The sequence below is a fragment of the Streptomyces sp. NPDC107581 genome (assembly GCF_055657175.1).
Window position 1 is genome coordinate 472,853 of sequence record NZ_JBVKBH010000002.1, and the last position, 13,885, is coordinate 486,737.

A 13,885-nucleotide genomic window follows, 5' to 3' on the forward strand; every position below is an offset into this window, starting at 1 on the left:
TTCACCTCAGCCTGCTGGAGACGAGGATGGACACCAGGTGCAGCAGGGTCTGCAGGAGGGCGATGCCGGCGAGGACGGCGGTGCCGAGCCGGGTGAAGAACAGGTCGCCGCGCACCTGGTCCGCGACGGCGAGGACCAGGATCAGCAGCGAGGCCTCGATGCCGAGGATGAGCCGGTGGAACTTGAGCGCCGAGGCGGCCCGGCGGGCCAGCGCCATGCCGGAGGAGCGCGGCTCGGAGGCGGCCTCCTTGACCGGGGGCATCCCGGCCTGGTGCCGGGCGACGCCGACCAGGTCGGTCTCGGCCTTGATCAGGATGGCGCCGAGGGCGGCGAGGGTGCCGAGGAAGGCCCAGAGCCAGTCGATGCGCCCGCTGCCCCACAGGTCGGCGGCGCGCAGGCCGAGGCCGACCAGGACGGCCGCGTCGGTCAGATAGGCGCCGACGCGGTCCAGGTAGACCCCGCCGAGCGAGTACTGCTTCTTCCAGCGGGCGATCTCGCCGTCGACGCAGTCCAGCAGCAGGTACAGCTGGGTGGCGACCACGCCGAGCACGGCGCCCGCGATCCCCGGCACCAGCAGGGCCGGGGCCGCGAGCACGCCGCAGACGGTCATCAGGTACGTGAGCTGGTTGGGCGTGACCCTGGTGTTCACCAGGTAGCGGTCGACGCGCAGAGACACCTCGCGCATGTAGAGGCGTCCCGCCCAGTGCTCACCGCTGCGCCGGTCCTTCACCCCCGCGGGGTGGACGACCGGGCGGAGTTCAGCTACCGATGGCCTTGACATAGTCGGCGTAGATGTCCTTGATCTGGTTCGTCTTGAGGTCGAGGTGTTCGAGGATCGTGTAGCGCCCGGGTCTGGTCTCCGGGGCGAACTCCACGGCGCGGACGAACTCGTCCACCGTGAAGCCGATCTCCACCGGCAGTACCGGAAGCCCGTGCCGGCGCAGCACCCCGGCCATGTACACCGCCTCCTCGTGCGCTCCGCGCAGGTACATCGCGAAGGCGGCGCCGAGCCCGCACTGCTCGCCGTGGCTGGCGGCACGCTTGGGGAAGAGCAGGTCGAAGGCGTGGTTGATCTCGTGGCAGGAGCCCGAGGCGGGCCGGGAGTCACCCGAGATCGACATCGCGATGCCGGTGAGGACCAGCGCCTCGGCGAGCACCTGGAGGAAGTCGTTCTCCCCGATGCCGCCGGGGTGCCTCAGCACCGCCTCGCCGGCCTGGCGGGCCATGGCGGCGGCGAGACCGTCGATCTTCTCGCCGTTGACGCGGTGGGACAGCTCCCAGTCCGCGATCGAGTTGATGTTGGAGATCGCGTCGCCGATGCCGGCCCGTACGAAGCGCGCCGGTGCCTCGCGGATCACGTCCAGGTCGATGACGACCGCGATCGGGTTCGGCACGCCGTAGGAGCCGCGCCCGGCGTCGTTGTCCAGGGTGGCGACCGGCGAGCACAGTCCGTCGTGCGCGAGGTTCGTCGGTACGGCGACGAGGGGCAGGCCGACCCGGGCCGCGGCGAACTTGGCGCAGTCGATGATCTTGCCGCCGCCGAGGCCGACGACGGCGTCGTAGTGGCCGGCCTTTATGTCGCCGGCCAGCCGCACGGCGTCGTCGAGGGTGCCGCCGCCGACCTCGTACCAGCTGGCGCCGGGCAGCGTGGGGGCGATGCGCTCGCGCAGCTTGCTGCCGGAGCCGTTGCTGACGGCGACGGCGAGCCGGCCGGACTGCGAGATGCGTTCGTCGGCGAGCACGCCCGCCAGGTCGTCCAGGGCACCCGGGCGGATGTCCACGACGACCGGCGACGGGATGAGCCGGGTCAGTACTGGCACGCGATCTCCCGTCCCCTGGCGAGGTCGTCGTGGTTGTCGATCTCGACCCACTTGACGTCGCCGATCGGTGCCACGTCGATCCGGAAGCCGCGGTTGACCAGCTCCTGGTAGCCGTGCTCGTAGAACTGCTGCGGGTCGGTCTCCCAGACCGTCTTCAGCGCGTCGGCCAGCTCGGGGGCGGCGTCGCCCTCGATGAGGGTGACGCCGATGTACTCGCCGGTGGCCTCGGCGGGATCCATCAGCTTGGTGATCTTCGTCATGCCCTTCTCGGGGTCGACGACGACCTTCATCTCCTCGTCCGCGAGGTTCTTCACCGTGTCGAGGGCGAGGATGATGCGCCTGCCCTCGCCACGGGCGGCGAGCAGCGTCTTCTCGACGGAGACCGGGTGCACGGTGTCGCCGTTGGCGAGGATCACGCCGTCCTTGAGGGCGTCACGGCCGCACCACAGGGAGTAGGCGTTGTTCCACTCCTCGGCCTTGTCGTTGTCGATGAGAGTGATCTTGAGGCCGTACTTCGCCTCCAGAGCCGCCTTGCGCTCGTAGACGGCCTCCTTGCGGTAGCCGACGATGACCGCGACCTCGGTCAGACCGATCTCGGCGAAGTTGCCGAGCGTGAGGTCGAGCACGGTGATCGAGTCCTCTATGCCCGCAGGGCCCACCGGCACCAGAGCCTTGGGAAGGCTGTCGGTGTAGGGGCGCAGACGCCGTCCGGCGCCGGCCGCCAGCACGAGGCCGATCATGCGGGTTCTCCTTCGTCGTGTACGGCGGGCGCCCCAGCGGACACCCAGAAGCGGATGCTCTCGACGAGCACCAGCAGGGCGACGGCCACGGCCAGGACCGTGAGCGCGACCTTGAACTGCGAGGCGGTGAGCACCGCGGCCAGGACGGTGACGAGCAGCGTGCGCCCCTCCTGTCCACCGATGACGCGCACCAGCCAGGCCGGGGGCGCTCCGGCGTTGCCGCGGATGCGGTAGACCGTGTCGTAGTGATGGTAGGCGACGGCGGCCACCAGGCCGAAAGCCGCAGGAAGGGCCCCGTTTACCCCAGCTTTACTCGCCAGGACGAGCACGGTGCCGTACTCGGCCGCCCGGAAGAGCGGCGGGACCAGCCAGTCGAGGGCGCCCTTGAGGGGTCGGTACAGGGCCTGGCCCGAGGTGACGGCGTAGACGGCGGCACCGGCGACGGGCGCCCAGGTCACCCCGGAGAAGAGGGACACGGTGAGGACGGCGGTGCCGGCCAGGGCCACGATCAGCGGGGCGCCGAGGCGGGCGCGAGTGGTCTTCGCCACCAGCCCGGCGAGCGGTCCGTTGTCGGCGAGGTCGGCCAGGGCCTGCGCCGCCCGGTCGGTCCGCTTCGCCTTGCGGGTCAGCGACCGCAGCACCCGGCCCGCGGTGGTGTACGTCGCGGCCAAGGCACAGCCGACGAGCAGCACGTAGAAGGTGATGCGGGGGGTGGTGGCCGCGGTGAGAACGGCGATCATCGCCCATCGCTCGCCGATCGGCAGGACTATCATCCGGCGCAGCCAGACCGTCCAGCCGACGCTGTCCAGCCGGTCGGACAGGGCCGCGGTGGGACTGGTGTTGGCGGTGGCGTCGTGGTTGGCCTCGTTGAAGGAGAAGTCGACCACGTGCCGGCAGGTCTGCAGGATCATCGCGCCGAGGGCGAGCGCCCACACGTCGTCGCCGCCGCGGGCCGCGCCGAGGGCGAGCCCCGCGTAGTAGGCGTACTCCTTGGCCCGGTCGAAGGTGGCGTCGAGCCAGGCGCCGAGCGTGGAGTACTTGAGGGCGTAGCGGGCGAGCTGGCCGTCGGTGCAGTCCAGGACGAAGGAGGCGATCAGCAGTACGCCGGCCGCGATGAACCCGCCCCGGGTGCCCGTCGCCGCGCAGCCCGCCGCGATCAGCGCGGTGAGCAGCGAGGCCGTGGTGACCTGGTTCGGGGTCAGGCCCCGGCGGGCGCACCAGCGGGCGATGTAGCGCGAGTACGGGCTGATGAAGAACGTGGTGAAGAAGCCGTCGCGGGACTTCACGGCCGACTTCAGGCGTACGGCCTCGTCGTCGACGGCGGCGACGGCCTGCCGGGCCTCGTTGCGGGCCTGCGGGTCGGCCGGGACGGCGGCGACCAGGCTGCCCAGCTCGGGCCTGCGGACCTCGCAGCCGTCAGTGTCGAGGGCGGTGACGATGCGGTCGGCGAGGCTGTCGACGGCCACCGCCGTGCCTCCGCCGGCGGAGGCCTCCCGGGCCAGGGCCCGGGTCAGCGCCCGGCGGGCGGCCGGCTGGGCGGTGAGGGCGCCCGGGACGGCGGCGAGTTCGAAGCGCGGGTCGGTGAGGCCCAGCCGCAGTGCGTGCAGGTGGCCGACGAAGCGGGCGTCGACCAGGGCCACGCGCCGGTCGGCGGGGACGGCCGCGAGCTGGGTCTCCGCCTCGGTGGCGTCGGTGGCCGTACGCACGTCGAAGCCGAGGGACCGCAGATCGCTCTCGAGCGACGATCCGGGGACCGGCTGACCGGTGACGATGGCGGTCGGCAACCGAACTCACTCCCTGGGTGCCGGCGCATCGGCGCCGGTCTTTAGCGTGGTGGGGCGCCCCTGACCTGCGACACCCGGGCGGCATGTCGGCAGAGGCTATCGGATGGGCACAAGCCCGCGTTCACCGGCCGTTCACGGTCCGGACCACGGGGACTGCCCCGGCCTTTGCCGCGATCATCATCGGTGATCCGGGGCCCACCCCACAAACTTTGGTCGCAGAACCGGGCATCCCCCGGCATCACGGACATGCGGACCTGTCAGCATAGGCTGGGCGACCATGACGTGGCTGATCACCGGCGGAGCCGGATACATCGGGGCACATGTGGCGCGGGCCATGACCGGCGCCGGGGAGAGTGTCGTGGCGCTGGACGACCTGTCGGCCGCGGTGCCCGCACGGCTCCCGGCCGAAGTCCCGCTCGTCGCGGGTTCGACGCTGGACGGGGACCTGCTCAAGCGGGTCTTCGCGGAGTACGGCGTGACGGGCGTCGTCCACCTCGCGGCGCGCAAGCAGGTCGCCGAGTCGGTGGCCGAGCCCACCCGCTACTACCGGGAGAACGTGAGCGGCCTGGCCACGCTGCTGGACGCCGTCGCCGAGGCGGGCATCGGCCGCCTGCTGTTCTCCTCGTCGGCGGCCGTGTACGGCAACCCGGACGTGGAGCTGATCACCGAGGACACCCCCTGCGCGCCGGTGAACCCGTACGGCGAGACCAAGCTGGCCGGGGAGTGGCTGGTGCGGGCGGCCGGGCGGGCGCACGGGATCTCGACGGTGTGCCTGCGCTATTTCAACGTGGCGGGCGCGGCGGCGCCGGAACTCGCGGACACGGGTGTGTTCAACATCGTGCCGATGGTCTTCGACCGGCTCACCCGCGACGAGGCCCCGCGGATCTTCGGCGACGACTATCCGACGCCGGACGGCACCTGCGTCCGGGACTACATCCACGTGGCCGACCTCGCCGAGGCGCACCTCGCGGCCGCGCGGCGGCTCGCCGACGGGGACCTCACGGGCGACCTGACACTGAACATCGGGCGCGGTGAGGGTGTCTCGGTGCGCGAGCTGATCAAGGTCATCGGGGAGGTCACCGGCGAACGGCGGCCGCCGGTGGTCGAGGGGCGCCGCCCGGGGGACGCGCCGCGTGCGGTGGCCTCGGCCGAGCGGGCCGCCGAGGCGCTGGGCTGGCGCGCCCGGCGCGGGGTGCGCGAGATGGTCGGCTCGGCCTGGCAGGGCTGGCAGCTGCACCACGGGAAGTGAGCCCGTGACGCCCTGACCAGCGGTTCGTTTCTGCAGGTCAGAGCACATGACAACGGTGTTCAGTGCCGCGTTGCCGGATACCCCCCACCCGTAGTTCACTGTGAGCCCGGGCAAAACACGGAAGAGGCGGTTTTCATGGGGGCAGGGCACGACCACGGGCATGCGCACACGCACGCGCCCCCTACGGGAACGGCCGCCGCCGCATATCGCGGCCGGCTGCGCGTCGCGCTGGGCATCACGCTCACGATCATGGTGGTCGAGATCGTCGGCGGTCTCGTCGCGGACTCGCTCGCCCTGATCGCCGATGCGGCGCACATGGCCACCGACGCGGTCGGCCTGGTCATGGCGCTGCTCGCCATCCACTTCGCGAACCGTCCGCCGAGCACGAACCGCACCTTCGGCTACGCCCGGGCCGAGATCCTGGCGGCCCTGGCCAACTGTCTGCTCCTGCTCGGCGTGGGCGGATACGTGCTGTACGAGGCCGTCCAGCGGTTCGTCACGCCCGCGGACACCCGCGGCGGCCTGATGATCGTCTTCGGCCTGATCGGCCTGGTCGCGAACAGCATCTCGCTCCTCCTGCTGATGCGCGGCCAGAAGGAGAGCCTGAACGTGCGCGGCGCCTTCCTGGAGGTGGCCGCCGACGCCCTGGGCTCGGTGGCGGTGCTGATCTCGGCCGCGGTGATCCTGACCACGGGCTGGCAGGCAGCCGACCCGGTCGCCTCACTGGTCATCGGCCTGATGATCGTGCCGAGGACGCTGAAGCTGCTGCGCGAGACGCTGGACGTGCTGCTGGAGGCGGCCCCGAAGGACGTCGACATGGCGGATGTGCGGGCGCACATCCTGGCCCTGCAGGGCGTGGAGGACGTGCACGACCTGCACGCCTGGACCATCACCTCGGGCATGCCCGTGCTCTCCGCCCACGTGGTGGTCAGCTCGGAGGTGCTCAGCGCCATCGGCCACGAGAAGATGCTGCACGAGCTGCAGGGATGCCTGGGCGACCACTTCGACGTGGAGCACTGCACCTTCCAGCTGGAGCCGGGCGGGCACGCGGAGCACGAGGCACGGCTGTGCCATTGACCGTCTGATCGTCGGCCATTGACCGGCGGCCGTTGACCGTCTGCTCGTCGGCCACCGGTCATCGACCACCGGCCTCCGGTCATAGGTCACACGTCAGCGGTCACAGGTCACAGGCCGTCGGCCACCAGGAAGCGATCACCAGTTGTCGACCACCAGCAATCGGCCGACGGCGATTGACCGTCCGCAATCTTGTGCGAGGGCCCCGGACGGTTCCCGGCCAGGGGCGCCGGGCACGATGACCTACCGGGTCCCACTGCGGTGCCGCCCCGGTCAGGACATGCGGACGTGCCGGGAAGTGCCGGGAGTGCCGGATTCGTACGGCAGACTTGGGGTGCGAAGACCGAGGCTAAGGATGGGTATGCCGATCACACCTGCCACCGAGACACACAGCTCGTCGAACGGCACCGCAGAGGCGATCTTGCTGGAACTTGTCGACGAGAAGGGCGTGACGATCGGCACCGCGGAGAAGCTCGCCGCGCATCAGCCGCCGGGACAGCTGCACCGGGCGTTCTCGGTGTTCCTCTTCGACGAGCAGGGCCGGCTGCTGCTCCAGCAGCGGGCGCTCGGCAAGTACCACTCCCCCGGTGTGTGGTCCAACACCTGCTGCGGCCACCCCTACCCCGGCGAGGCGCCCTTCGCGGCGGCGGCCCGGCGCACGTACGAGGAGCTGGGCGTGTCGCCGTCGCTGCTGGCGGAGGCGGGCACGGTCCGCTACAACCACCCGGACCCGGCTTCCGGCCTGGTCGAGCAGGAGTACAACCACCTGTTCGTCGGCCTGGTACAGGCTCCGCTCGCGCCGGACGCGCAGGAGGTCGAGGCGACCGCGTACGTGACGGCGGCCGAGCTGACCCAGCGGCACGCGCAGGACCCGTTCTCGGCGTGGTTCATGACCGTGCTGGACGCCGCGCGTCCGGCGATCAGGGAGCTGACGGGCGAGTCCGCGGGCTGGTAGGCCCCGTCTCCGCCCGCCCACTCGCTCCAGCGGCACCGCACGACCTCTTACGGCATGGGCACGCCGTCACGACGGGGCTGCGTCCCTACGGCCACGGGGCCGCGTCCCTACGGCAGGTGCACGCCCTCACCGACAGAGTCGCGTCCATACGGCAGAGGCACGTCCATACGGCAGAGACGTGCCCTTGCGACAGAGGCGTGTCCTTGCGGCAAGGGCGTGTCCTTACGACAGGATCGCCGGCTTGAGCGGCAGGGCGGCCCAGATCACCTTCCCGCCGCCGGCCGTGTGCTCCACGTCGACCGCCCCGCCCGCCTCCCTGGCCACCTCACGCACCAGGAGCAGCCCCCGGCCGCCGGTCTGGCCGTGATCGGCCTCCAGGGCGGTCGGGCGGTAGGGATGGTTGTCCTCCACCGACACCCGCACCCACTCGGCACCGACGGCCACCTCCACGGCGAGCATCGGCGACAGCAGCGCCGCATGCCTGACCGCGTTCGTGACCAGCTCGGAGACGATCAGCAGCAGGCCGTACACCAGGTCGTCGGAGACCGGTACGCCCTGACGCAGCAGCAGGTCCCGTACGGCATGCCGGGCCTGCGGTACCGAGGCGTCCACGGCGGGCGCCGTGAACCGCCAGACTCCCTCGTACGGCAGTGGATCGGGCAGCCGTCCGGCGCCCCCCGCTGGGCGCGGGCCGTCCCCGCGCCCGTGGTTGTCCATCGTCCGGTCGCCACCCTCGCGCTCGATTGTCACCACACGTCGAGTGTTGGTAACAATGCGCTCCGCTCCCCATGACTGACCAGAAGTCAGCAGTTATCGAGCGCTTCCGACCGGGTGCGTATGACAAGGGCAGTTGTGGGACTGTTCCTGGCTCCCTGACGCCGGTTCGCGAACTATTCGGGTTGTGGGAAAACTCCTGGGACAGCAGGGCCGCAGCGCTGCGCGGCTTCGCCGTGGGGTCACGACCGGCCGCCATATGCCCGCGGCCACCCGGTCCGGGACGACCCCCCGCTTCCGGCGGGCGCTCCCCCGATAGCATCCGGCGCATGGATCCCCAGCTCTCGCACCGGGTCGTCGATTCGGTCGCCACCGTGGTCATCCGGCATCCGGCCAAGCGCAACGCCATGACGGCGGCGATGTGGCGGGCCCTGCCGCCGCTGCTGGACGAACTGGCGGGTGACCCCGGAGTACGGGCGCTCGTGCTGACCGGCGAGGGCGCCACCTTCTGTGCGGGGGCGGACATCTCCACCCTTCAGGGGTCGGCCGCCGAGGCGCAGGGGCTGGCCGTGGCGGCGGAGGAGGCCCTCGCCGCGTTTCCGAAGCCGACGCTCGCCGCGGTGCGGGGCCACTGTGTGGGCGGCGGGTCCCAGCTCGCGGCGGCCTGCGATCTGCGGCTGGCCGAGGAGGGTGCGCTGTTCGGGGTGACACCGGCGAAGCTCGGGATCGTGTATCCGGCCTCGTCCACCCGACGGCTGGTGTCGCTGGTGGGGCCGGCCACCGCCAAGTACCTGCTGTTCACGGCGGAGCTGATCGATGCCGCGCGGGCCCTGCGCACCGGGCTGGTGGACGAGCTGCTGCCCGAGGGTGAACTGGACAAGCGGGTCGCCGAGCTGACCCGGATCCTGGTGTCCCGTTCGCAGCTGACCCAGGCCGCCGCGAAGGAGTTCGCGAACGGCCGCACGGACCGGGACGCCCACTGGACGGAACAGGCGCGCGGCAGCGGCGACACCGCGGAGGGGGTCGCCGCCTTCCTGGAGCGCAGGCAGCCGCGCTTCACCTGGAACGTGACTACGTCAGACTGAAGCGGCTCTGCCCGCGGAGCTCCTCGACCAGGTGTGCGGGCGCTTTGTGCGGGGAGCCGGCGTCGTACGGCGGCTGCGGGTCGTACTCGGTCAGCAGCTGGACGGCCTGGGCGTGTTCGTCGCCCGCGATCCGGCCGACCAGGGTGAGCCCCATGTCGATCCCCGAGGAGACGCCTGCGGCGGTGACGTACTTGCCGTCGGTGACGACCCGCTCGCCCGTCGGTTCGGCGCCGAACTGCGTCAGCACGTGCAGGGCGGCCCAGTGGCTGGTGGCGCGCCGGCCCTTGAGCAGACCGGCGGCGGCGAGCAGCAGCGAGCCCGAGCAGACCGAGGTCGTCCAGGTGGTCGTCGTGTCGACCGCGCGCAGCCAGTCGAGCAGGGCGGGGTTCTCCAGCTGCTCGGTGGTGCCGGGGCCGCCGGAGACCACGACGATGTCGGGGCTCGTCACCTGGCCGAAGTCCTTGTCCGCGGTGACGGCCAGGAAGCCCGTGTCGGTGCGGACGGGGCCGGGCCGCTCGGCGACGAAGTCGACCCGGACGTCCGGGAGCCGGCTGAGGATCTCATAGGGCCCCACGACGTCCAGGGCGGTGAAGCGGTCGTAGACGACCATGGCGATGTGCATACGGCTCCCTTTCGGTGTTCGGGTGCCGGCCGGGTGTGCGGCCGGTTCAGTGGGCGGATGCCGGTCGGAAGCGCCTGCGGTACTCCGCGGGCGGGGTGCCGAGCGACCTGAGGAAGGCGCGCCGCATGGCCTCGGGGGTGCCGTAGCCGCTGGCGCGGGAGACCTCCTCGACGCCGTCGGACGTGTCCTCCAGCAGCCGGCGGGCGTGTTCGAGGCGTACGCGGTCGACGTAGCGGCCGGGCGTCGTGCCGGTCTCCTCGCGGAAGGCGCGGGCGAAGTGGCGCGGCGAGAGCCGGACGCGGGCGGCGAGCGCCTCGACGCTCAGGTCACCGGCGGGGTGCTCGGTGATCCACTGCTGTACCTCCCGGAGGGGTTCGCGCTGCGCGGTCTGGACGGCGAGCTGGGCGCTGAACTGCGCCTGGTTGCCGGGCCGGCGCAGGAAGACCACCAGGTGGCGGGCGACGCCGAGCGCCACGTCCCGGCCCAGGTCCTCCTCGACGAGGGCCAGGGCGAGGTCGATGCCGGAGGTCACGCCCGCCGAGGTGGAGACCTCCCCGTCACGGACGTAGATCGGCGCGGGGTCCACCTCCACGGCCGGATGGTCGCGGGCGAGCGTGTCGCAGTAGGCCCAGTGGGTCGTCGCCCGGCGGCCGTCGAGCAGACCCGCGGCCGCGAGCAGCATCGACCCGGTGCAGACGGAGACGAGGCGCCGCGCGCGCGGGCCGTGCGTGCGCAGCCACTCGGTCAGCCGTGGCTCGGGGCTGCCGGTGCCCTGACCGCCCGGCACCAGCAGGGTGTGCGGGTCGGCCGCCTGCGCGAGGGCCCCGTCCGGTACGAGGGTCAGACCGCTGGAGGTGCGCACGGGGCCGCCGTCCAGGGAGGCCGTGCGGATCCGGTACGCCCCGGGCGTGTGCTGCTCGGCACCGGCGAACACCTCGAGGGGCCCGGTGACGTCGAGGCTCTGCACACCGTCGAAGAGGACGAAGAGGAGCGTTCGCTGCGGCATGTCTTCGATTCTTCGCGCGTCCGGCCTTGGCCGCAATGACGAATTTCCCACCTTTTCTGCCATGGACCGCGGGGCCGCGCGGGCGGCCGGTCGGGCGCGGTGCCCCGTACGGTGTCCGGGACGCCACGCGGCACGGCGGCCCGCCGGGGCGCCCTGATCCCCGGTTGTCGGTGTCACCTGCCACAATTGCCGCGCAACCTCAGTGGAGAAGGCGGTACGGGATCGTGACGACACCCGGGTCAGTTGACGTAGGGTCCATCGAAGGCAGGATCGCCGAGGAACTCGGCGTACGGGAGCGGCAGGTGAAGGCCGCGGTGGAGCTGCTCGACGGCGGTTCGACGGTGCCCTTCATCGCCCGCTACCGCAAGGAAGCGACCGAAATGCTCGACGACGCGCAGCTGCGCACGCTCGAGGAACGGCTGCGCTATCTGCGGGAGCTGGAGGAGCGGCGGACCGCGATCCTGGAGTCGGTGCGCGAGCAGGGCAAGCTCACCGAGGAGCTGGAGGCGCAGATCCGGGGCGCCGAGACCAAGGCGCGGCTGGAGGACATCTACCTGCCCTACAAGCCCAAGCGGCGGACGAAGGCGCAGATCGCGCGCGAGGCCGGGCTGGAGCCGCTGGCCGAGGGGCTGCTGGGCGACTCGGGCGTGGAACCCCTCGCCGCCGCTGCCGCGTTCGTGGACGCCGACAAGGGCGTCGCCGATCCGCAGGCCGCGCTGGACGGAGCGCGGGCCATCCTCACCGAGCGGTTCTCGGAGGACGCCGACCTGATCGGCGAGGTGCGCGAGCGCATGTGGGTGCGCGGGCGGCTGGCCGCGAAGGTGCGGGAGGGCAAGGAGGAGGCGGGCGCCAAGTTCGCTGACTACTTCGACTTCGCCGAGCCGTTCACCGAGCTGCCCTCCCACCGCATCCTGGCGATGCTGCGCGGCGAGAAGGAGGAGGTCCTGGACCTCGTCCTGGAGCCGGAGGAGCCTGCCGAGTCCGCCTCGGTTTCGTCCTCGTACGAGGGAATCATCGCGCACCGCTTCGGGATCGCCGACCGGGGCCGCCCCGCCGACAAGTGGCTGAAGGACACGGTCCGCTGGGCCTGGCGCACCCGCATCCTGGTGCACCTCGGCATCGACCTGCGCCTTCGGCTGCGTACGGCGGCCGAGGACGAGGCGGTCAATGTGTTCGCGGCGAACCTCAGGGACCTGCTGCTGGCCGCGCCGGCCGGCACGCGCGCCACGCTGGGCCTGGACCCCGGTTTCCGTACGGGCGTGAAGGTCGCGGTGGTCGACGCCACCGGCAAGGTCGTCGCCACGGACGTCATCTACCCGCACGTCCCGGCCAACAAGTGGGACGAGGCCGTCGCCAAGCTCGCGCGGCTGGCGAAGGAGCACGCGGTCGAGCTGGTCGCGATCGGCAACGGGACGGCCTCCCGGGAGACCGACAAGCTCGCCGGTGAACTCATCTCCAAGCACCCGGAGCTGAAGCTCACCAAGGTGATGGTGTCCGAGGCGGGCGCCTCCGTGTACTCGGCCTCGCAGTACGCCTCGCAGGAACTGCCCGACATGGACGTGTCGCTGCGCGGCGCGGTCTCCATCGCCCGCCGGCTGCAGGACCCGCTGGCCGAGCTGGTGAAGATCGACCCGAAGTCGATCGGTGTCGGCCAGTACCAGCACGACCTGTCCGAGGTGAAGCTGTCCCGCTCGCTGGACGCGGTCGTCGAGGACTGTGTGAACGGCGTCGGCGTGGACGTCAACACCGCCTCCGTGCCGCTGCTTTCGCGGGTGTCGGGCATCTCGTCCGGGCTCGCCGAGAACATCGTGTCGCACCGGGACGCGAACGGGCCGTTCACCTCGCGCTCCGCGCTGAAGAAGGTGGCACGGCTCGGTCCGAAGGCGTACGAGCAGTGCGCGGGCTTCCTGCGGATCCGGGACGGCGAGGACCCGCTGGATGCCTCCAGTGTGCACCCGGAGGCGTATCCGGTGGTGCGGCGCATGGTGAAGACGACGGGGCAGGAGGTCGCCTCGCTCATCGGCAACACCGGTGTGCTGCGCTCGCTGCGGCCGACGGAGTACGTGGACGAGACGTTCGGTCTGCCGACGGTCACCGACATCCTCAAGGAGCTGGAGAAGCCGGGGCGTGACCCTCGTCCCGCCTTCAAGACGGCCACCTTCAAGGAGGGTGTGGAGAAGATCTCCGACCTGTCCGCCGGGATGGTGCTGGAGGGTGTGGTCACGAACGTGGCGGCCTTCGGGGCGTTCGTGGACATCGGTGTCCACCAGGACGGGCTGGTGCACGTCTCCGCGATGTCGAAGACGTTCGTCAAGGACCCGCGGGATGTGGCGAAGCCCGGGGACATCGTCAAGGTCAAGGTGCTCGATGTGGACATTCCGCGTAAGCGGATCGCGCTGACGCTGCGGCTGGACGACGAGGCCGCGGCGCAGGGGCAGGGCCAGGGAGGTGGCCGGCAGCAGCGTGGGGGCGGTGCCCGGCCGCCTCAGCAGCGGCAAGGACAGGGGCAGCGGCAAGGGCAGGGCCAGGGGCAGCAGCGGCAAGGACAGGGCCAGGGACAGCAGCAGCGGCAGGGCCGTGGTGGGAGTGAGCGTGGCGGGCGGCAGGCGGCTGCGCCTGCCAACAGCGCGATGGCTGATGCGTTGCGGCGCGCGGGGTTGCTCGATCCCAAGCGCGGGGGACGGGGCTGAGGCCGGGGCCGCGTTGTCTCCCGCCCGCCCACTCGTCCCACTGAGCTGAGAGCAACCGCCAAGGGGCCCCGCCCCGGACCCCGGCCGGTTCGCCCACCCCTACGGCCCACCGGGCCCGGGGGTGGGCGCCGCCGCCCGGCCTCGAC

The 13,885-nt window shown here is 71.7% G+C and carries 12 protein-coding genes; 5 read left to right on the forward strand and 7 right to left on the reverse strand.

What is annotated here, in order from left to right; translation table 11 throughout:
* Position 1 precedes the first annotated feature (1 nt).
* The 4 genes from ACZ7P3_RS05655 to ACZ7P3_RS05670 are packed head-to-tail and all read right to left on the reverse strand — an operon-like array spanning position 2 to position 4,344.
* Positions 2 to 781, reverse strand: a complete 780-nt coding sequence (locus ACZ7P3_RS05655) for a CDP-alcohol phosphatidyltransferase family protein (protein ID WP_472079133.1) — start codon at positions 779 to 781, stop codon at positions 2 to 4.
* Complete coding sequence (locus ACZ7P3_RS05660; RefSeq protein ID WP_472079134.1) at positions 759 to 1,820, reverse strand: iron-containing alcohol dehydrogenase family protein; 1,062 nt, start codon at positions 1,818 to 1,820, stop codon at positions 759 to 761. The genes ACZ7P3_RS05655 and ACZ7P3_RS05660 overlap by 23 nt, the downstream gene beginning before the upstream one ends.
* Positions 1,808 to 2,560, reverse strand: a complete 753-nt coding sequence (locus ACZ7P3_RS05665; RefSeq protein WP_472079135.1) for a phosphocholine cytidylyltransferase family protein — start codon at positions 2,558 to 2,560, stop codon at positions 1,808 to 1,810. Before ACZ7P3_RS05665 ends, ACZ7P3_RS05660 begins: the two co-directional genes overlap by 13 nt.
* Positions 2,557 to 4,344, reverse strand: a complete 1,788-nt coding sequence (locus ACZ7P3_RS05670; RefSeq protein ID WP_472079137.1) for a DUF5941 domain-containing protein — start codon at positions 4,342 to 4,344, stop codon at positions 2,557 to 2,559. Before ACZ7P3_RS05670 ends, ACZ7P3_RS05665 begins: the two co-directional genes overlap by 4 nt.
* 277 nt (positions 4,345 to 4,621) lie before the next feature.
* Here ACZ7P3_RS05670 and galE point away from each other — a divergent pair, with 277 nt between their 5' ends.
* From galE to idi, 3 genes are all read left to right on the forward strand, one after another.
* Complete coding sequence (gene galE, locus ACZ7P3_RS05675) at positions 4,622 to 5,593, forward strand: UDP-glucose 4-epimerase GalE (protein WP_472079138.1); 972 nt, start codon at positions 4,622 to 4,624, stop codon at positions 5,591 to 5,593.
* A gap of 135 nt (positions 5,594 to 5,728) precedes the next feature.
* Positions 5,729 to 6,670: a cation diffusion facilitator family transporter gene (locus ACZ7P3_RS05680; RefSeq protein ID WP_472079139.1), complete on the forward strand. Its 942-nt coding sequence runs from the start codon at positions 5,729 to 5,731 to the stop codon at positions 6,668 to 6,670.
* Between the two features lie 358 nt (positions 6,671 to 7,028).
* Positions 7,029 to 7,622 (forward strand): isopentenyl-diphosphate Delta-isomerase, encoded by a 594-nt coding sequence (gene idi / locus ACZ7P3_RS05685; protein ID WP_472079140.1) that lies wholly within the window; start codon positions 7,029 to 7,031, stop codon positions 7,620 to 7,622.
* Between the two features lie 222 nt (positions 7,623 to 7,844).
* Here idi and ACZ7P3_RS05690 read toward each other — a convergent pair whose 3' ends face one another.
* Positions 7,845 to 8,339 carry an ATP-binding protein gene (locus tag ACZ7P3_RS05690; RefSeq protein WP_472079432.1) on the reverse strand — a complete coding sequence of 165 codons (495 nt, stop codon included), beginning with the start codon at positions 8,337 to 8,339 and terminating at the stop codon, positions 7,845 to 7,847.
* Between the two features lie 326 nt (positions 8,340 to 8,665).
* Between ACZ7P3_RS05690 and ACZ7P3_RS05695 the strand changes: the two genes are divergently transcribed.
* Positions 8,666 to 9,421: an enoyl-CoA hydratase/isomerase family protein gene (locus tag ACZ7P3_RS05695; RefSeq protein WP_472079141.1), complete on the forward strand. Its 756-nt coding sequence runs from the start codon at positions 8,666 to 8,668 to the stop codon at positions 9,419 to 9,421.
* Here the strand turns inward: ACZ7P3_RS05695 and ACZ7P3_RS05700 are convergent.
* Positions 9,408 to 10,043, reverse strand: coding sequence for a DJ-1/PfpI family protein (locus tag ACZ7P3_RS05700; protein WP_472079143.1), 636 nt, complete (start codon positions 10,041 to 10,043; stop codon positions 9,408 to 9,410). The genes ACZ7P3_RS05695 and ACZ7P3_RS05700 overlap by 14 nt on opposite strands.
* A gap of 46 nt (positions 10,044 to 10,089) precedes the next feature.
* Positions 10,090 to 11,049: a GlxA family transcriptional regulator gene (locus ACZ7P3_RS05705; RefSeq protein WP_472079144.1), complete on the reverse strand. Its 960-nt coding sequence runs from the start codon at positions 11,047 to 11,049 to the stop codon at positions 10,090 to 10,092.
* Between the two features lie 224 nt (positions 11,050 to 11,273).
* Here ACZ7P3_RS05705 and ACZ7P3_RS05710 point away from each other — a divergent pair, with 224 nt between their 5' ends.
* The gene (locus ACZ7P3_RS05710) at positions 11,274 to 13,739 is read left to right on the forward strand and encodes a Tex family protein (protein WP_472079145.1); all 2,466 of its coding nucleotides are present in this window, start codon (positions 11,274 to 11,276) and stop codon (positions 13,737 to 13,739) included.
* Positions 13,740 to 13,885: the final 146 nt, after the last annotated feature.